Source organism: Chelatococcus sambhunathii (assembly GCF_001418005.1).
GTDB lineage: Bacteria > Pseudomonadota > Alphaproteobacteria > Rhizobiales > Beijerinckiaceae > Chelatococcus_A > Chelatococcus_A sambhunathii.
On the sequence record NZ_LIOL01000007.1, the window covers coordinates 101,894 to 119,458 of the forward strand.

The 17,565-nt window shown below is 68.2% G+C and carries 14 protein-coding genes; 6 read left to right on the forward strand and 8 right to left on the reverse strand.

From position 1 onward, the window contains the following. The 5 genes from lptG to ASC46_RS14470 all read left to right on the forward strand — a co-directional run bounded on the left by lptG (position 1) and on the right by ASC46_RS14470 (position 6,854). Entirely contained in the window at positions 1-1,092 is a 1,092-nt protein-coding gene (gene lptG / locus ASC46_RS14450; RefSeq protein ID WP_055460006.1) for an LPS export ABC transporter permease LptG, read from the forward strand. Beyond that, entirely contained in the window at positions 1,092-3,650 is a 2,559-nt protein-coding gene (locus tag ASC46_RS14455; RefSeq protein ID WP_245280560.1) for an LPS-assembly protein LptD, read from the forward strand. The genes lptG and ASC46_RS14455 overlap by 1 nt, the downstream gene beginning before the upstream one ends. Position 3,651: 1 nt before the next feature. Next, positions 3,652-4,662: a 4-hydroxythreonine-4-phosphate dehydrogenase PdxA gene (pdxA, locus tag ASC46_RS14460; RefSeq protein ID WP_055460008.1), complete on the forward strand. Its 1,011-nt coding sequence runs from the start codon at positions 3,652-3,654 to the stop codon at positions 4,660-4,662. Next, a complete protein-coding gene (gene rsmA / locus ASC46_RS14465; RefSeq protein WP_055460009.1) occupies positions 4,659-5,516 on the forward strand; it encodes a 16S rRNA (adenine(1518)-N(6)/adenine(1519)-N(6))-dimethyltransferase RsmA in 858 nt (285 codons plus the stop codon). The genes pdxA and rsmA overlap by 4 nt, the downstream gene beginning before the upstream one ends. Before the next feature lie 156 nt (positions 5,517-5,672). Then, entirely contained in the window at positions 5,673-6,854 is a 1,182-nt protein-coding gene (locus tag ASC46_RS14470) for an acyltransferase family protein (RefSeq protein WP_055460010.1), read from the forward strand. On the opposite strand, the gene gmk is transcribed toward ASC46_RS14470, so the two are convergent. The 8 genes from gmk to ASC46_RS14510 all read right to left on the reverse strand — a co-directional run bounded on the left by gmk (position 6,823) and on the right by ASC46_RS14510 (position 15,587). Beyond that, positions 6,823-7,494, reverse strand: a complete 672-nt coding sequence (gene gmk, locus ASC46_RS14475) for a guanylate kinase (protein WP_055460011.1) — start codon at positions 7,492-7,494, stop codon at positions 6,823-6,825. The genes ASC46_RS14470 and gmk overlap by 32 nt on opposite strands. Then, positions 7,491-8,378 (reverse strand): YicC/YloC family endoribonuclease, encoded by an 888-nt coding sequence (locus ASC46_RS14480; protein WP_055460012.1) that lies wholly within the window; start codon positions 8,376-8,378, stop codon positions 7,491-7,493. Before ASC46_RS14480 ends, gmk begins: the two co-directional genes overlap by 4 nt. Before the next feature lie 97 nt (positions 8,379-8,475). Then, a complete protein-coding gene (gene mltG / locus ASC46_RS14485) occupies positions 8,476-9,825 on the reverse strand; it encodes an endolytic transglycosylase MltG (RefSeq protein WP_055460013.1) in 1,350 nt (449 codons plus the stop codon). An 89-nt stretch (positions 9,826-9,914) separates the two neighbouring features. Next, the gene (gene fabF, locus ASC46_RS14490) at positions 9,915-11,174 is read right to left on the reverse strand and encodes a beta-ketoacyl-ACP synthase II (RefSeq protein WP_055460014.1); all 1,260 of its coding nucleotides are present in this window, start codon (positions 11,172-11,174) and stop codon (positions 9,915-9,917) included. A 72-nt stretch (positions 11,175-11,246) separates the two neighbouring features. Beyond that, positions 11,247-11,486: an acyl carrier protein gene (locus ASC46_RS14495; RefSeq protein WP_019401507.1), complete on the reverse strand. Its 240-nt coding sequence runs from the start codon at positions 11,484-11,486 to the stop codon at positions 11,247-11,249. Between the two features lie 258 nt (positions 11,487-11,744). Continuing rightward, a complete protein-coding gene (fabG, locus tag ASC46_RS14500) occupies positions 11,745-12,482 on the reverse strand; it encodes a 3-oxoacyl-[acyl-carrier-protein] reductase (RefSeq protein ID WP_055460015.1) in 738 nt (245 codons plus the stop codon). 14 nt (positions 12,483-12,496) lie between these two features. Further along, a complete protein-coding gene (gene fabD, locus ASC46_RS14505) occupies positions 12,497-13,444 on the reverse strand; it encodes an ACP S-malonyltransferase (RefSeq protein ID WP_055460090.1) in 948 nt (315 codons plus the stop codon). A 52-nt stretch (positions 13,445-13,496) separates the two neighbouring features. Further along, positions 13,497-15,587, reverse strand: a complete 2,091-nt coding sequence (locus ASC46_RS14510) for a methyl-accepting chemotaxis protein (protein ID WP_141659691.1) — start codon at positions 15,585-15,587, stop codon at positions 13,497-13,499. A 207-nt stretch (positions 15,588-15,794) separates the two neighbouring features. Between ASC46_RS14510 and ASC46_RS14515 the strand changes: the two genes are divergently transcribed. Continuing rightward, the gene (locus ASC46_RS14515; RefSeq protein WP_055460017.1) at positions 15,795-17,480 is read left to right on the forward strand and encodes an acyl-CoA dehydrogenase family protein; all 1,686 of its coding nucleotides are present in this window, start codon (positions 15,795-15,797) and stop codon (positions 17,478-17,480) included. Positions 17,481-17,565: the final 85 nt, after the last annotated feature.

A 17,565-nucleotide genomic window follows, 5' to 3' on the forward strand; every position in this document is an offset into this window, starting at 1 on the left:
ATGCAGCTCATCGGCCCGACGCTGACGCGCTATTTCTCCGCCCGCTTCCTCGTCATGATCGCGGGTGTCTTCGGCACGGTCTTCGCCCTCATCTACACGCTCGATTTCGTCGAGCTGATGCGCCGCGCCGGCGATGCCCAGGGCGCCTCGAGCGGCCTGATGGCGACGCTGTCGCTGCTGCGCACGCCGGCGGTGGCGGAGCAGGTGCTGCCCTTCGCCATGCTTTTCGGAGCCATGGCTGCCCTGCTCAACCTCAGCCGGCGGCTTGAACTCGTGGTGGCGCGTGCCGCCGGCATCTCGGTCTGGCAGTTCCTGCAACCCGGGCTGCTCGTGGCGCTCGGCATCGGCCTTGCCTCTGTCATGCTCTATAACCCGCTGTCGGCCCTGATGAAACAGCAGGCGAGTGCGATCGAGGGGCGTATTTTCGCGAGCGCCACCCGTTCCTCCGCCGGGCAGGAACTGTGGCTGCGTCAGAGCAGCGTCGACGGTCAGGCCATCATCCGCGCCGATGTCGCGGTGGAGAACTCGACCACGCTCGCCCGCGTCACCGTCTTCCTGTTCGCGCCTGACGGCTCCTTCCGCGAACGCATCGAGGCGAGTCAGGCCGAGCTGAAAGAAGGCTACTGGGACCTGAAGGATGTCCGCATCCTCTCCGTCGATGCGGAGCCGCGCAGCCACGACAGCTATCACCTGGCCACGACGCTGGATCCCGCCCAGGTCAGGCAGAGCTTCACCTCGCCCGACGCCGTGCCGTTCTGGAGCCTGTCCGGCGTCATCGAGCGTACGGAGCGGGCGGGGCTCGACGCCACCCGCTATCGCCTGCAGCGCGACATGCTGCTGGCGCGGCCCTTGCTGTTCATCGCCATGGTGCTCGTGGCCGCATCTTTTTCCTTAAGGTTTTTCCGATTTGGTGGTGTAGCGCGGATGGTTCTTGGTGGCGTCGTCGCAGGCTTCGTGCTTTATGTTGCGACCGAAGTCATGAAGGACCTCGGCGCGTCGGGCCTCGTCAGTCCGCCGGTCGCGGCGTGGTTTCCGGCAGTTGTTGGCAGCTTGCTCGGGGTGCTCGCCCTCCTCTATCAGGAGGATGGCTGATGCGTCTTTGGCCAGGCAGGAACCGGCAGGGTGTGGGTATGCGCTCGAGTTACGGCACGGTCGCAGGGCTGGCGATCGCGGCGGCGCTATGCGTCGGCGCGTCGGAGCCGGCGAGCGCGCAGGGCACGCTCAACGACCGCCTTGCCGCGACCGCGCAGCAGAGTGGCAACCAGGACCAGCGGCTTGTCGTCGAGGCGCGCGAGATCGTCTACAACAACGACAAGAACACGGTTTCGGCCGTCGGCGACGTGCACCTCTACTACCAGGGGCGCGTGCTCGAGGCCGACAGAGTCACCTATGACCGCAATACCCGCCGCGTGCATGCCGAGGGCAATGCCCGGCTGACCGAGACCGATGGAACCGTCGCCACCGGCGAGCGCTTCGAACTCACGGACGACTTCCGCGACGGCTTCATCGATTCGCTGCGCGTCGAGACAACCGACAAGACCCGCTTCTCCGCGCCGCGCGCCGAGCGTACCAGCGGCGAATCCACCGTCTTCGAGAAGGGCACCTACACTGCCTGCGAGGCCTGCAAGAAGGATCCTACGCGCCCGCCGCTGTGGCAGGTCAAGGCCGCCAAGATCATCCACAACAACAGCGAGCAGATGATCTATTACGAGGACGCCACCATCGAGTTCTGGGGCGTGCCTCTCCTCTATGTGCCGTATTTTTCGACGCCCGACCCGACGGTGAAGCGCAAGACAGGCTTCCTCGCCCCGCGTTTCGTGAACTCCACGTCCCTCGGCTACGGCGCTTCGCTGCCGTTCTTCTGGAATCTGGCGCCCAACTACGACCTCACCATCACGCCGACCATTCTCAGCCGCCAGGGCCTCCTCGGCCAGGTGGAATGGCGGCACCGGCTGATGAACGGCTCTTACAACATTCGTGCGGCCGGCATCTTCCAGCAGGATCAGGACGCCTTTCTTCAGCCACCGTTCGGAGCGGGTGACAAGACGTTCCGCGGCTCGGTCGAATCGACCGGCCGCTTCGACATCAACCAGCAATGGAAGTGGGGCTGGGATGTCGCTGTCCTCTCGGACAAGTGGTTCCTGCAGAACTACAAGATCAAGAGCGAGAGCGTCACCTCAACCTACTTCAGGGAATCGACATCGACGGTCTACCTGACGGGCCGCAGCGACACCGGCTTCTTCGACCTGCGCGGCTACTACTTCCGCACGCTGACCTACGAGGACTGGCAGAAGCAGCAGCCGGTCGTGCATCCGGTGCTCGACTACAACAAGCGCCTGCCGGGCCCGGGCTTCCTCGGCGGCGAGGTCACGATCGACGCCAACGTCACCAGCCTGACGCGCGACGCGGCCCAGTACGCGGGCGTGCCCAACGCGCTGTCGACGCCGCTGTTCAGCTTCTCGAACGGATCGATCTACTACACCTGCTCCACCTTCACCTCGGCAGACTGCCTGGTGCGCGGCGTCGGCGGCACGACGACGCGCGCCTCCGTCGGCCTGTCCTGGCGGCGCAGCTTCATCGACCCGCTCGGCCAGGTGTGGACGCCGTTTGCCGGCGTCCGCGTCGACGCCTATGCGCTCGATATCAATACGACACGCTACCAGAATAGCGAGATCTCGAACTTCCTCGACCCGAGCGAGAACTTCCTTGCGCGGGCCATGCCTACCGTCGGCCTCGAATACCGCTACCCGCTCATCGCCGCCACCAATGGCCTCGGTACGCACACCATCGAGCCGATCGGCCAGATCGTGGTCCGGCCGCGGGAAACGAGGATCGGGCAATTGCCGAACGAGGATGCACAAAGCCTCGTCTTCGACGACACCAACCTCTTCGAGTGGAACAAATTCTCGGGCTACGACCGGGTCGAGGGCGGCGTCAGGGCCAATGTCGGCCTGAAATACGCGCTGGCCATGGACAATGGCGGCTATGCCGACGTACTCTTCGGCCAGTCCTACCAGCTCGCCGGCACGAACTCCTATGCTGCGGGCGACATCGCCCACGTAGGCCTCAATTCAGGCCTCGAGACGAAGCGCTCGGACTATGTCGGCCGCGTCCATCTCGCGCCGAGCTCGAAGCTCTCCTTCACCGGCCGCGGGCGCTTCGACGAGGAGGATTTCGGGCTGCGCCGCCTCGAGCTGCAGGCCAATGCGGTCCTCGGCCCGGTCACGACCAGCGTGATGTATGCGCGCTACGCCGCCCAGCCCGAGCTCGGCTATCCCACGCGGCGCGAGGGCCTGCTGACGAGCGCCAACCTCAAGCTGTCCGAGAACTGGTCACTGAACGGCTCGATCCTGCTCGACCTCGACCGCTATCTGCAGGATCGCCAGCGCTACATCGAGAACCCGAGCCTGCCCTACAACAAGTCCAATCCCTGGACCGTGGCGGGCGTCTCGCTCGGCGCCGTCTATCAGGACGAATGCACGCTGTTCGGCATCACCTATTCGTCGAGCTACAAGGACGCGGCGACAGGCACGAAAGACCGCGACCAGACGGTCATGTTCCGGCTCGAGCTCAGGACGATCGGCGAGGTCAGCTACCAGTACCAAATCGACAGCGGTTCCTCGGTCACGGACGGGGTGAGCAGCAACTGACATGGCTCGCGGCAAGGTCCTTGCGCTGACACAGGGCGATCCCGCAGGCATCGGCCCCGAGATCGCACTCAGGGCTTGGCTGCGGCGCCGCGAGGAGGCCCTGCCGCCCTTCGCGCTCATCGGCTCCGCCTCGTTCATGACCGGCCTGGCTGAACGCCTGTCTCTCGACGTCGCGATAGCGAAGACGACGCCGGACACCGCCGCCGCGCTGTTCGATACGGCCCTGCCCGTCATCGACATCGGGCACGCCGTCGATGCCGTTCCGGGCGTCCCCTCGTCGCGCTGGGCGGCCGGCACCATCGCCGCCATCGACCTTGCCGTGCGCCTGATCCAGGAGGGCCGCTGCACGGCCGTCGTCACCAATCCGATCGCCAAGCACGTCCTCTACGAGGCGGGCTTTGCCCATCCGGGCCACACGGAATATCTCGCCGTGCTCGCCGCCGGCCCCGGCGAGCCCGCGCCACATCCGGTCATGATGCTGTGGAGCGAGGAGCTCGCGGTCGTGCCGGTCACCGTCCACATCCCCCTCGCCGCCGTTCCGGCGGCGCTGAAGCGCGAGCTGATCGTGGAGACCGGGCGCATCGTGGCGCGCGACCTCAAGGAGCGCTTCGGCATTGCCCGGCCGCGGCTCGCGGTCGCCGGCCTCAATCCGCATGCCGGCGAGAAGGGGGCGCTCGGATCGGAGGACGAGGCCGTCATCGCCCCAGCGGTCGCGGCCCTGCGCGCGGAGGGCGTCGAGGCCGGCGGCCCCTACCCTGCCGACACCATGTTCCATGCCCGGGCGCGGCGCAGCTATGATGCGGCGCTGTGCATGTATCACGACCAGGCGCTCATTCCGATCAAGGCACTCGCCTTCGACGAGGCGGTCAACGTAACGCTCGGCCTGCCCTTCATCCGCACGTCGCCGGACCACGGCACCGCCTTCGACATTGCCGGCAAGGGCGTGGCGCGGGCGGACAGCCTGTGCGCGGCGATCAGGCTCGCAGGCCGGCTCGCGGCGGCCGAGGCATGAGCGCCATCGACGACCTTCCGCCGCTGCGCGAGGTGGTACAGCGGCATGGGCTGATGCCGAAGAAGTCACTCGGCCAGAACTTCCTGTTCGATCTCAACCTGACCATGCGCATCGCGCGCGCTTCCGGCCCGCTCGACGGCGTCAACGTGGTCGAGGTCGGACCGGGACCGGGAGGGCTGACGCGCGCCCTTCTTGCCGGCGGCGCCCGGCACGTACTCGCCATCGAGCGCGACGAGCGCTGCCTGCCGGCGCTTGCCGAGATCGCCGAGCGCTATCCCGGCCGCCTCACGGTGATCAATGCGGATGCGCTTGAGCTCGACCCCACGGCCCATTTGCCGCCCGGGCCGGCGCGCATCGTCGCCAACCTGCCCTACAATGTCGGTACCGCACTGCTCATCGGCTGGCTCACGGCCGAGCCGTGGCCGCCGTGGTGGGAATCGCTCACGCTGATGTTCCAGCGCGAGGTCGCCGAACGCATCGTCGCCGACGAACGGCACCCAAAGGACTACGGCCGCCTCGGCGTACTGACGGGCTGGCGCGCACAGGCCTCCATCGCCTTCGACGTCTCCCCCTCCGCCTTCGTGCCGCCGCCGAAGGTCGTCTCTTCGGTGGTGCGCATCCTGCCACGGGCGGTGCCCGATCCGTGCCGACTCGGCGCCCTCGAGGCTGTCAGCCAGGCCGCCTTCGGACAGAGGCGCAAGATGCTGCGGCAGAGCCTGAAGGGAATCGCCGGCGGCGATGCCACGCGCCTCATCGAGGCTGCCGGCCTTGCCCCCACCGCGCGCGCGGAGGAGATTCCCGTGGCGGGCTACCTCGCGCTGGCACGGGCGCTCGATCGGCAACTACACCTTTGAGCCATTGGTCCCCTCTCTGGCGGCGTGGTAAAAATCCATAAAATTGTTCGCATCAGCGGAAGCTGACATGAGGGAAGCTGCCGAGGCCATTCTGCGTTGCGGCGTGCGGGTCCTTCACGGTTCGCACCGGCAGCGCCTACCATCCAGCGATCAGCGATGACGGCCGCGGCGCCTCCCTCCAAGGAGGGGTGGAGCAAGCGTGCGGCCGCCACAGGCCAACGAAGCGGCGCGCACCTCCTCGCCGTTCAGGTGCTGCGCGCCTTTGCGGCCTTGGCCGTCGTGATCTACCACGCCGAGTATGATGCGGAAGCCGTCGCGGCACGGGCGGGGCTGACGTTCGAGCACAGCGAACTGCTGCCGTGGATGGCCGGGGTCGATGTCTTCTTCGTCATCTCCGGCTTCATCATGGTGCATGCGAGCGAAGAGCTCTTCGGCATGTCCGGTGCGGCAGGGCTCTTCCTGACCCGGCGCCTGATCCGCATCGTGCCGCTGTACTGGGCAGCCACCCTCCTGTTCCTCGCCAGTCTCGTGCTCCTGCCGAACGCGCTCAACAAGGCAGCGCCGAATCTCTGGCAGATCGTGGCATCCTTCCTCTTCGTTCCGGTCGAACGCAGCGATGGGCTCATTCGCCCGGTCTTCTCGCTCGGCTGGACGCTGAACTACGAGATGTTCTTCTACGCGCTGTTCGCCACGGCGCTCGTGCTGCGGCGTGCCGCGGCGGTAGCGACGGTCACGGCGACCCTCGTCCTTCTCGTCATCATGGGCGAAGCCGTGCACAGGACCGGCATTGCGGCACCGGCCGTCCTCGCGTTCTGGAGCGATCCCATCGTGCTCGAATTCGCCTTGGGCATGGGCCTTGCCCTGTTACGGGCCGAAGGCATTCGGCTGACCTTGCTGGCGCGCACCAGCCTCGCCGCCGCGGGCGTGCTGCTGCTGCACCTCGACCTCGCACAGCCGGATAGGGTCGTCGTCCTGCCGCCGCTCGTGGCCTACGGCGGACCGGCGGCACTCCTTGTCGCGGCAGCCGCCCTTGGACACGGCGCAACGGCCGGACAGCGCCTCGAGCGCCTGATGGCAGCGCTGGGCGACGCCTCGTACGCGCTCTATCTGGTGCACCCTTTCATCATCCGCCCCCTACGCCTTGCCGTCATCGCGGCCGGCTTTGCGGGCATCGGCGCAGCCTGGGGCTACGTGGCGCTGGTCCTCGTCGCGTCCGTGCTCGCCGCGCTCCTCGTCCATCGCCGATTCGAGCGGCCGATGATGCGCCGGCTGCGCCGATGGGCCGTGCGCGCCGCTCCGGCAACGATCAGCGGGGCGACCGGCCCTTCTCCTCGCTGAGCAGCTTGTCGACGAAGGCCTGAAGCCCGATGCGGCGCTCGCGCTTCAGCCGCTCGGCCGTGAGGATCGCGACGAGCTCGTTGAAGGCCCGGCCGAGGTCATCATTGATGAGGACATAATCGTAGAGCGGCCAGCGGGCGATCTCGTCGCGGGCGTTCTGCAATCGCTTGGCGATGACGTCCTCGGCATCCTCGGCGCGGCGATCCAGCCGCGCCTTCAGCTCTGCCATCGACGGCGGCAGGATGAAGCAGGTGACCACGTCCGCGCGCATCCTGTCGACGATCTGCTGCGTGCCCTGCCAGTCGATGTCGAAGACCATGTCCTGGCCGGCGGCCAGCGCCTCCTCCACCGGTCGACGCGGCGTACCATAGAAATTCCCGTGCACCTCCGCCCATTCGATCAGGTCGCCCCGGTCGCGCATGAAAAGGAATTGATCCTTCTCGATGAAATGGTAGTGCACGCCGTCGATCTCGGACGGGCGGCGCTGGCGCGTAGTGACAGAGATGGAGAGGCGCAGCCCGAGCTCCGCCTTCTCGATCATGTTGCGCGTGAGCGTCGTCTTGCCTGCTCCGGAGGGAGAGGACAGGATGAGGACGAGCCCGCGACGCTCAATCGCCGGGCCGGAAGAAGGCTTGCTCATTCGACGTTCTGGACCTGCTCGCGGAACTGCTCCACCACCGTCTTGAGGTCAAGACCGATGGCCGTCAAGGAGGCATCGCCGGCCTTGGCGCACAGCGTGTTCGCCTCGCGCGACAGCTCCTGGGCAAGGAAGTCGAGCCGCCGGCCGATGACGCCGCCCTCGGCGAGCAGCGCGCGCACGCTCTCCACGTGACTCTTCAGGCGGTCGATCTCCTCCCGGATATCGGCCTTGGCCGCGATGAGCACCGCCTCCTGATGCAGCCGCGTCTCGTCGAGGCGCCGGTCACTGTCGATGAGGGCCGCCACCTGCGCGGCAAGGCGGGCCTTGATCGCCTCCGGCTGGCGCGCCGGGCACGTCTCGGCGGCGGCGGCGAGTTCCGCGATGCGGTCGATCTGGGCCGACAGGATGGCGGCGAGCGCCTCGCCTTCCTCGGTCCGCGTGCCGACGAGCGCTGCGAGCGCCCGGGTCAGGCCGGCCTCGACATCGGCCGCAAGGCGCGCCAAGAGCGCCTCGTCGTCGGCCTCGTCGATGATCTCGACGACGCCACGCACCGAGAGGAGCCCGTCGAGCGTCGCCGGCGCGATACCTGGCGGCAGGGCGAGGCCTTTGACGGTGTCAATGAGCCCGTTCAGCATCGCCGTGTTGATGCGGGCGACCGGCGTCTGCTCGGCGCGGGCGAGCGTGAGATTGGCGTGACACGTGCCGCGGCCCAACATCTTGCCGATCAATTGCCGGGCCGTCTCACCCATCCCTTCGTGGCCGGGCGGCAGGCGCAGGCGCAGGTCGAGCCCACGGCCGTTGACGGTCTTGATCTCCCAGGCCCAGCGATAGGGGCCCGTGTCGCCCGCCTCGCGGGCGAAGCCGGTCATGCTGCGAAGGGTCATGTTGCCTCGTGCATTGAGAAAGCGGGCCGCCCCCACGGCCCGTGAACGCCGGCGCCCTCCCTTCGGCCGTGACGGCAAAGACGCGGGCCGACGGCACCTATTCCGTCAGTGTACTGACGTCCGGCACCACCTTGGGCGAGGTAAGATCGAAGGTCTTGTTTCGCAGCGGATCTTTCGGCGTCCCTTCCGAGGCGTCGTAGATCTTGGGCCCGCGGGAGCCTGCCGCGCCCTGCCGCTGCGGCTCGTCGACAGGTTTTGCGCCGTCGGCTCCATCGTCCTCGGGATCGACCCGATCCACCTCGGGGGCGGCACCGGCCGGCGCGCGCTCAGCCTCGATCCGGCGCCACTGCCGCACATTGCGGTTGTGCTGGTCGAGGGTTTCCGAAAAGGCGTGGCCACCGCTGCCGTCAGCGACGAAATAGAGATCGTTCGTATTGCTCGGCCGCGCCGCTGCCTGCAGCGCATCCCGGCCGGGGTTAGCGATCGGCCCCGGCGGGAGGCCGGGGATGACATAGGTGTTGTACGGCGTCGCCTGGTTGATCTCGCTACGCCGGATGCCGCGGCCGAGCGTGCCCTTGCCGCCGACGAGGCCGTAGACGATCGTCGGGTCGGACTGCAGCTTCATGCCCTTGCGCAAGCGATTGACGAACACGGCCGCGACCCGCGGCCGCTCCTCCGCCACCCCCGTCTCCTTCTCGACGATGGAGGCGAGCACGATGAGTTCCTCAGGGCTCTTCAGCGGCAAGTCCGGATCGCGGTTGGCCCAGATCTCCTGCACCATGCGCTTGTGGTCCGCCTTCATGCGGTCGATCAGGACCTGGCGCGGCGTGCCGCGCGCGACCTTGTAGGTCTCGGGCAGCAGCGTGCCTTCGGCCGGCACCTCGGCGATCTGTCCGGTGAGCAGGTCATTCTCCATCAACCGCGCGACGATCTGCTCGCTCGTCAGGCCCTCCGGCAGGGTGATGGGGTGCAGGAGCGTCCGGCCCGAGGCGATGAGGTCCATGACCTCGCGCAGGCTGGCCTCGCGCTTGAAGAGATACTCGCCTGCCTTGAGCTCATCGTTCTTGCCCGTGACATAGAGGCCGAGCACGAAGAGCAGCGGATAATCGATGACGCCTTCGCGGCGCAGCGTCTCGGCAACCGTCTGCCCGCCGCCGCGCACGACCACCGCCTTATCCTCCGTGAGCGGCCCGGGCGCATCGAACTGCCGCTGGCCCAGATAGACGGCCGCGCCGAAGGCCAAGACCGCGATCATGATGAAGGTGAAGAAGGCGCTGAGCGCGGACAGCAGACCGCCACGACGGCGGCGGCGGGACTCACGCGGCGGTGGGGGTGGTGCTACCATTGGCTTGATCGCCTCGCTCGGACTGCGTGGGGCGACGCGCGGCGCCGCGTCCACATTGCGCGCCGGATCCTGCGCCGACGATGCGTGCTCGTTGTCGCCCATCGGAATCAGGCTGGCCCTCCCCGCGAAGAACTTGCCTTCGCCTCCAACACTAGGATCGATTATGGCGAAAGCACGCCGCCCGACACAACTCAGGCGTCCACCCTGCGAAAGGCAAGTGATGCGTTCGTCCCTCCGAAGCCGAAGGAATTCGACAGCACCACGTCGATCTCGCGCTGCCGCGCCTTGTGCGGCACGAGGTCGATCGGCGTGTCCACCGACGGGTTGTCGAGGTTCAGCGTCGGCGGTGCCACCTGGTCGCGGATCGCGAGGATGGAGAAGATCGCCTCAACCGCGCCGGCCGCGCCGAGCAGATGCCCTATGGCCGACTTCGTCGATGACATGCTGATGTTGGCCGCGGCGTTGCCGACGAGCCGCTCGACGGCGCGCAACTCGATCTCGTCGGCCATGGTCGAAGTACCATGGGCGTTGACGTAGTCGAGATCCGCAGCAGTGATCCCCGCCCGCTTGAGGGCGGCCTGCATGCAGCGGAACGCTCCGTCGCCATCCTCTGACGGAGCGGTGATGTGATAGGCATCGCCCGACATGCCATAGCCGACAACCTCGGCATAGATGCGCGCGCCACGGGCCCTGGCGTGCTCGTATTCCTCCAATACGACGATGCCCGCTCCCTCGCCCATGACGAAGCCGTCACGGTCGCGGTCATAGGGCCGCGAGCCCCGGGTCGGATCCTCGTTGAAGGCGGTACACAGCGCCCGGCAGGCCGCAAATCCGGCCAGCGACAGGCGGTTGATGGGCGATTCGGTACCCCCGGCAACCATGACGTCGGCATCGCCGAGCGCAATGATGCGGGCCGCATCGCCGATGGCGTGCGCCCCTGTCGAGCAGGCGGTGACGACGGAATGGTTCGGGCCCTTGAGCCCATGCTCGATCGACACATAGCCCGAGGCGAGATTGATCAGCCGCCCGGGAATGAAGAAGGGAGAGATGCGACGGGGCCCGCGCTCGTCCAGCAGCAGGGAGGCGTCATGGATGCCACCAATGCCGCCAATGCCGGAGCCGATGAGCACGCCGCTGACGATCTGATCCTCGTAGGACGAGGGATGCCAGTCGGCGTCATCGAGCGCCTGCTTGGCCGCCGCCATCGCATAGACGATGAACGGGTCGACCTTGCGCTGCTCCTTCGGCTCCATCCAGGCGTCGGCGTCAAACTCGCCCTCGCCGGTGCCACGCGGAATGGAGCAGGCGATCTGGCAGGGCAGGTCCGACACCTCGAATGCCTCGACGCGCGACGCACCGCTCTCGCCGGCCAGCAGCCGACGCCAGGTCACGTCCACGCCGCTGCCGAGCGGCGTAACCATCCCGAGGCCGGTGACGACGACACGTCTCATGCAATCACTCTGTCAGCAAGCCACAAGGCCGGCGCGGCGCAGAGGCGCCGCACGCCGGTCGACAAGGCCTGTTCAGGCCGCGACGTTCTTCTCGAGGAACTTGATGGCGTCGCCGACGGTGACGATCGTCTCGGCGGCATCGTCCGGGATCTCGACGCTGAACTCTTCCTCGAACGCCATGACGAGCTCGACCGTGTCGAGGCTGTCGGCACCGAGATCGTCAATGAAATTGGCGCTGTCCGTCACCTTCTCGGCGTCGACGCCAAGGTGCTCGACGACGATCTTCTTCACGCGCTCGGCGATATCACTCATCGGTTTGTCCTCAGTTCCACTTGTCGAAGGCCCGGGAGCATCACTCTCACTCGCGGACCCGGGAAAACACAACTTCCAGCTTGAGGCCAAGGCGGAGCGGGCTCTCCTGCCCCCTCCCGCACCCGGCCAGCCAGCACGAAACCCATGGGTATCGGCGGGCACGGACAGGGTTAGAACGGCTTGTTAACACACTCGGATCGTGAAGGCGAGAGGCCTTGCCGGCCCGGTGAAACGATTCCGGATTCCGCTATAACTCATTCAGAACATTGCCATTCCGCCGTTCACATGCAAGGTCTGTCCGGTGACGTAAGCGGCTTCGTCGGAGGCGAGATAGACGACCGCCGCGGCCACTTCCTCACCCGTTCCGAGCCGGCCGGCCGGCACGTTGCCGAGGATCGATTCCCGCTGCTTGTCGTTGAGCGCATCGGTCATCGGCGTCTCGATGAAGCCGGGGGCGACGCAATTGACGGTGATGCCGCGGCTCGCGACCTCGGCCGCGAGGGCCTTGGTCATGCCGACGAGGCCGGCCTTGGCGGCGGCGTAGTTGCCCTGGCCCGGATTGCCCGTGGCGCCGACGATGGAGCCGATGCCGACGATGCGGCCGAAGCGACGGCGCATCATGCCCTTCACCGCCGCGCGTGACAGGCGGAAGGCGGAGGTCAGGTTGACGGCGATGACCGCGTCCCACTCCTCGTCCTTCATGCGCATGAAGAGGTTGTCGCGCGTGATGCCGGCGTTGTTGACGAGGACGTCGAGCCCGCCGAGGGCCTGCTCGGCCGCCGGCACCAGCGCCTCCACTTCGGCCGTGTCGGCGAGGTTGGCGGGCACCACGTGCACCCGCTCGCCGAGCTCGCCGGCGAGCTTTTCCAAAGCCTCGCGGCGCGTGCCGGAGAGCGCCACCTCGGCACCGCGCGCGTGCAGCGCCCGCGCGATGGCGCCACCGATGCCGCCTGTCGCGCCCGTGACGAGCGCCTTGCGACCCTTGAGTTCGAACATGCGACCCTCCGCTGTCAGAGCCCGCGCGACGCCTTGTAGGCGGCGACGTCTTCGGGCGCGCCCACGGCCTGGGCCGAGGCCCCGGCGACGATGCGTTTGGCAAGGCCCGTCAGCACCTTGCCGGAGCCGAGCTCATAGAATGAATCAACGCCCTCGCCCGCCATGAAGGCGACGCACTCGCGCCAGCGCACGGTGCCGGTGACCTGCCGCACGAGCCCTTCGCGGATCGCCTGCGGATCGGTCACGGCGCGCGCATGGACGTTGGCGACGAGCGGCGCCTTTGGCGCCGCGATCGCGACCGTCGACAGCGCCTCCGCCATCACGTCGGCCGCTGGCTGCATCAACGAACAATGGAACGGGGCGGACACCGGGAGCAGCATGGCGCGCTTGGCACCGCGCTGCGGGGCGAGCGCGACCGCCCGCTCGACCGCCGCCCTGTGGCCGGACACGACCACCTGCCCGCCGCCGTTGTCGTTGGCGGCCTCGCAGACCTCTCCCTCGGCCGCCTCGGCCGCGACCCTGGCTGCGTCCTCGAAATCCATGCCGAGGATGGCGGCCATGGCGCCCTCGCCAGCCGGTACAACCTTCTGCATGGCGTCGCCACGGATGCGCAGCAGTCGCGCCGTATCCGCCACGGAGAGGCTGCCCGCCGCGGCGAGGGCCGAATATTCGCCGAGCGAGTGGCCGGCGACGAAGGCGACGTCGCGCGCAAGGTCGAGGCCGGCCTCGCTCTCCAGCACGCGCACCACGGCGAGGCTTACGGCCATGAGGGCCGGCTGGGCGTTCGCCGTCAGCGTCAGCGTGTCCTGCGGCCCCTCCCACATCACCTGCGAAAGCTTCTGGCCGAGGGCCTCGTCGACCTCGTCGAAGACGGCTCGGGCCACCGGAAAGGCCTCGGCGAGGGCCTTGCCCATCCCGACGGCCTGGCTGCCCTGGCCCGGAAAGGTGAAAGCGACTGGCATGCGGCACTCCAAGAAAACGTCGGCGGGCAGTGCCATTGGTTCTGCCGCGCTGTCAAGCCGCGCCGGTTTCACCTTGTGGACCGGAGGGCTCCTCGTCCTCCCCTTCCACCGCCTCGACACCGTCGAGGAAGGCGCGCACGCTCGCCTCCAGCGCATCGGCCTGCTGCGACAGCCGCGAGGACCATTCGTTGACGGCGGCGGCAGCGGCGCTGGCGCGGACCACCTCGTGCTCGACGCTGCGCATGGACAGGGCGCCAGCGCGCGCCTCGGCCGCGACGGCCTGGGTCTTGGCCGCCATGCGGGCGACGATGCCGTGCTGCTCGCGCGCCGCTTCCGCAACGCCGGTCGCCACGCCCGACACTTCCGCCACCAGGCCGTCCATGGCGCCGACGGAGTGCTCCGCCGCTGCAGACGCCTCCTGGATCTCCTTGATCTTGGCCGCGATCTCGCTGGCGAACGCGGCCGTCTGGCCGGCGAGCCCCTTCACCTCCTGCGCCACGACCGCAAAGCCGCGGCCGGCATCCCCGGCCCGGGCCGCCTCGATGGCGGCATTGAGCGAAAGGAGGTTCACCTGGTCGGCGATGGCGTGGATGATGTCCGTCACCTCCTCGATGCGGGCCGCGCGCTCTGCCAGGCTGCGGATCGTCTCCACGGTGTGGCCAATGGCGACGACCGCCTGTTCGGCGACGGCATCGGATTGGGCCGCGCGGTTGGCGATGCCTTCCGTCGATGACGTGAGATGATCCACGCCGGCCGCGACCGAAGCCACGTTGTCCGACACGCCCGTGACGGCAACCTCGGCCTCTCTAGCCTTGTGCGACACGCCGGCCGACATGTTCATGAGGTCCGCAGCCATGCCGTCGAGCAGGCGCACGCCATCGCGCACGCTGGCCAGCGTGCGGGAGATGTCCGCCTCGAAACGGGTGACGAGGGCCTCCAGCCGCTCCGCACGCCGCTGCGTGACCATGGCATTCCTGTTCGCATCGGCGATGAGCGCGTCGCGCTGGCGGGCGTGGTCGCGGAACATGGCGACGGCCTGCGCCATCTCGCCGATCTCGTCGTGCCGGCCTTCGCCCATCACGGCCACGTCCCGCTCACCGGCGCGCAGCCGCCGCATGGCGACGATCATGCTCTGCAGAGGCCGCGACAAGCCGCGCGCCATGAGATAGGCGGCGGCGCCGGACAGGACGACGGTGATGACGAGGGCGAGGACCTGCACGTGCCGCAGCACCGAACTCGTCGCGCCCATAGCCTCGAGAGTCGCCGCTTCGTGCTGGGCGGCAAGGCCGACCATGCGCCGGGCCACCGCGATGCCGTCGCGCAGATGCTCCGTGAAGGCGGCCTCCGCGGAGCGCCGCGCCGCCGTGTCAGCGATGTGGCGGTCGAAGGCCGCGCGATAGACGCCGACATACGGCGTCACCTGCTCGGCCAGCCAGCGCTGATCCGCCGGTACGGCCGCCAGCTCCTGCTCGAGCGCCTGCAGGGCCTGCCGGTGCTGCCCCAGCGCCTGCTGGGTGCCGGCGATCATGTAGTCCTTCTCGTAGCGCCGTACCATCAGCAGGGCGTTCATGGCTCGCAGGCGCCACACGGTAGCCTCCTGCGGCGCACGCGGGACGAGCCGCCGCTCCGCCTCGCCCGCCGCCTCGCGGAAAGTGCCGCGCAACCCCTCGTCGAGCGTGAAGCCGATGCGGTCCTGCGCCGCAACGAGGTCGGCGAACCGCTCGCGCATGCGGGCGAGCGCTCCCTGGATGGCGCCGACCTCGCCGCGCAGCACAGCCCCCGCGTCGAGAGCCGTCAGGCGCGCGAGAAGGCTCTCCGCCTGCCCGATATGGCTCTCCACATGAGCGAGGCTCACCTCGCCCTGGCCGAGCAGGAGTTGCTCGACCGACAGATCGATCTCGCGCAGCTCGGACTGCATGACGAGTGCCGTCTGCTCGAGCTGCGAGGCGCGCGCGGCGCCCTCCTGGGCGCTCTCTATGGCGGCAAGGCCGAAGAGCGAGATGGCGGTGACGCCGAGCATGCCCAGAAAAGGCACCCCCGCCAGCAGCATGAGCCGCAGGCGCAGCGATACGCCTGATCGTCGCCACATGAGCTCCCTCACCTTCGCATGGTCGGCCATGTCCGGCTTTTGACGAGATTTCACGCACGGCTCTTAAAAATGTCGGAAAGTCGATCATTAATTTTGCAAATACTCGCTCCGTAGAGAGCCGCACGGTGGCAAGCGCACGTCGGGCTTGCATTGTTTGCCAATGATGCCATGCCTCGATGGTGAGAGTTGCAAGTGGTCCGATTCGCTTGCGCATGGCGCGATCTTGTGGCGCGATCTTGCCGCCCGATCTCGAGGAAGAACGTGACCGATACGGCCTCCACGCATGATGTCTTCAACCAGACGCCCCCCTTCACCGACGTCAACCTGGCCGCGCTCGACCAGGCGCTTCTCGACGCGCTGAAGAGCGCCGGCGTCGACGCCATCGGCAATGGGCTCCTGTCCTTCGGCGAAAGCTGCGGCACAGCCGAGCGGCTGAACCTCGGCCGCCTCGCCAACGAGAACCCGCCGCGCCTGCGCACCCACGACGCCCAAGGCCGGCGCATCGACACCATCGAGTTCCACCCGGCCTATCACGCGCTGATGGAGGCCGGTGTCGAGGCAGGCCTGCACGCCTCGACCTGGGACGCGGGCAGCAACGGCCGTGCCCATCCGTCGATGAACGGCTCCTCGCACATCGGCTCTGCTGCCGGCTCCCATGTCGCCCGCGCCGCGCGGCTCTTCATCACGGCGCAGGTGGAGAGCGGCCACGTCTGCCCCCTCACCATGACGCACGCGTCGCTCGCCGCGATCGGGGCCTCGCCGGAGCGGCTGCGCGACTGGCTGCCCATGGTCCGCTCGCGCCACTACGACCCGCGCTTCGTCCCCTTCTGGGAGAAGCGCGGCGTCACCGTCGGCATGGGCATGACGGAGAAGCAGGGCGGCACGGACGTCAGGGCCAACACCACTCGCGCGGTGCCTGCAAGCGGCGACGAGTACGAGATCACCGGGCACAAGTGGTTCATGTCGGCGCCGATGTGCGACGCCTTCCTGGTGCTGGCACAGGCGCCGGGCGGCCTCACCTGCTTTCTTCTGCCGCGCTTCCGGCCGGATGGCAATGTCAATGCGCTCCACCTGCAGCGGCTCAAGGACAAGCTCGGCAATCGCTCCAACGCCTCCTCGGAGGCGGAGTTCCACAAGGCCTTCGCCTGGCGCATCGGCGAGGAGGGCAAGGGTGTGCGCACCATCATCGAGATGGTGCAACTGACCCGGCTCGACTGCGTCGTCGCCTCGGCCGGCCTGATGCGCATGGGCCTCGCGCTCGCCATGCACCACGCCCGCCACCGCTCGGTCATGCAGCGCAAGCTCGTCGACCAGCCGGTGATGGCGGCCGTCCTCTCCGACCTTGCCCTCGAAAGCGAGGCGGCGACGGCGCTCGCCCTGCGCCTCGCCGCGAGCTTCGAGCATGCCGCCGAGAACCCGCGCGAGGCGGCCCGGGCGCGCATCCTGACGCCGGCGGCGAAATTCCTCGTGTGCAAGGCGGCGCCGGCCTTCCTCTACGAGACGATGGAATGCCTCGGCGGCAATGGCTATGTCGAGGAAAGCCCGATGCCCCGCCTCTACCGCGAGGCGCCGGTCAACGCCATCTGGGAGGGTTCCGGCAACGTCATGGCGCTCGACGTGCTGCGTGCCGCCGAGCGCGACGCCGAGGCGATGGCCTCCGTGCTCGTCACCCTTGGCGAGGATGTCGCTGACCTGCCGGGCGCCCGGCACGCACTGGCAGATGTCGAGGCGATGCTCGCCGGCAGCGAGCGGGAGCCGAACGCGCGCCGCATCGCCGAGACGCTGGCGCTCGTGGCCGCTGCGGGGGCGCTTGCGTGTTCCGCGCCGTCGCCGATTGCCGAGGCCTTCGCCCGCACACGCCTCGCCACGCCGCGACGCGGCTTCGGCGCCAACGACCTCGCCGACTCGGGCGGCCTACTGCTCGGCCGGGCGCTGCCGCTGCTGTGAGGCCGGGTGGCCTTCCGTCACGGCTCATGCGAGAACAGACCCGACGACCGATTGGACAAGAACCTTGGCCCGACGCCTGAAGCCC

Coding starts and splice junctions, on each gene's coding strand:
- lptG (WP_055460006.1), top strand. CDS start 1: ATGCAGCTCATCGGCCCGACGCTGACGCGCTATTTCTCCGCCCGCTTC.
- ASC46_RS14455 (WP_245280560.1), top strand. CDS start 1,092: ATGCGTCTTTGGCCAGGCAGGAACCGGCAGGGTGTGGGTATGCGCTCG.
- pdxA (WP_055460008.1), top strand. CDS start 3,652: ATGGCTCGCGGCAAGGTCCTTGCGCTGACACAGGGCGATCCCGCAGGC.
- rsmA (WP_055460009.1), top strand. CDS start 4,659: ATGAGCGCCATCGACGACCTTCCGCCGCTGCGCGAGGTGGTACAGCGG.
- ASC46_RS14470 (WP_055460010.1), top strand. CDS start 5,673: ATGACGGCCGCGGCGCCTCCCTCCAAGGAGGGGTGGAGCAAGCGTGCG.
- gmk (WP_055460011.1), bottom strand. CDS start 7,494: ATGAGCAAGCCTTCTTCCGGCCCGGCGATTGAGCGTCGCGGGCTCGTC.
- ASC46_RS14480 (WP_055460012.1), bottom strand. CDS start 8,378: ATGACCCTTCGCAGCATGACCGGCTTCGCCCGCGAGGCGGGCGACACG.
- mltG (WP_055460013.1), bottom strand. CDS start 9,825: ATGGGCGACAACGAGCACGCATCGTCGGCGCAGGATCCGGCGCGCAAT.
- fabF (WP_055460014.1), bottom strand. CDS start 11,174: ATGAGACGTGTCGTCGTCACCGGCCTCGGGATGGTTACGCCGCTCGGC.
- ASC46_RS14495 (WP_019401507.1), bottom strand. CDS start 11,486: ATGAGTGATATCGCCGAGCGCGTGAAGAAGATCGTCGTCGAGCACCTT.
- fabG (WP_055460015.1), bottom strand. CDS start 12,482: ATGTTCGAACTCAAGGGTCGCAAGGCGCTCGTCACGGGCGCGACAGGC.
- fabD (WP_055460090.1), bottom strand. CDS start 13,444: ATGCCAGTCGCTTTCACCTTTCCGGGCCAGGGCAGCCAGGCCGTCGGG.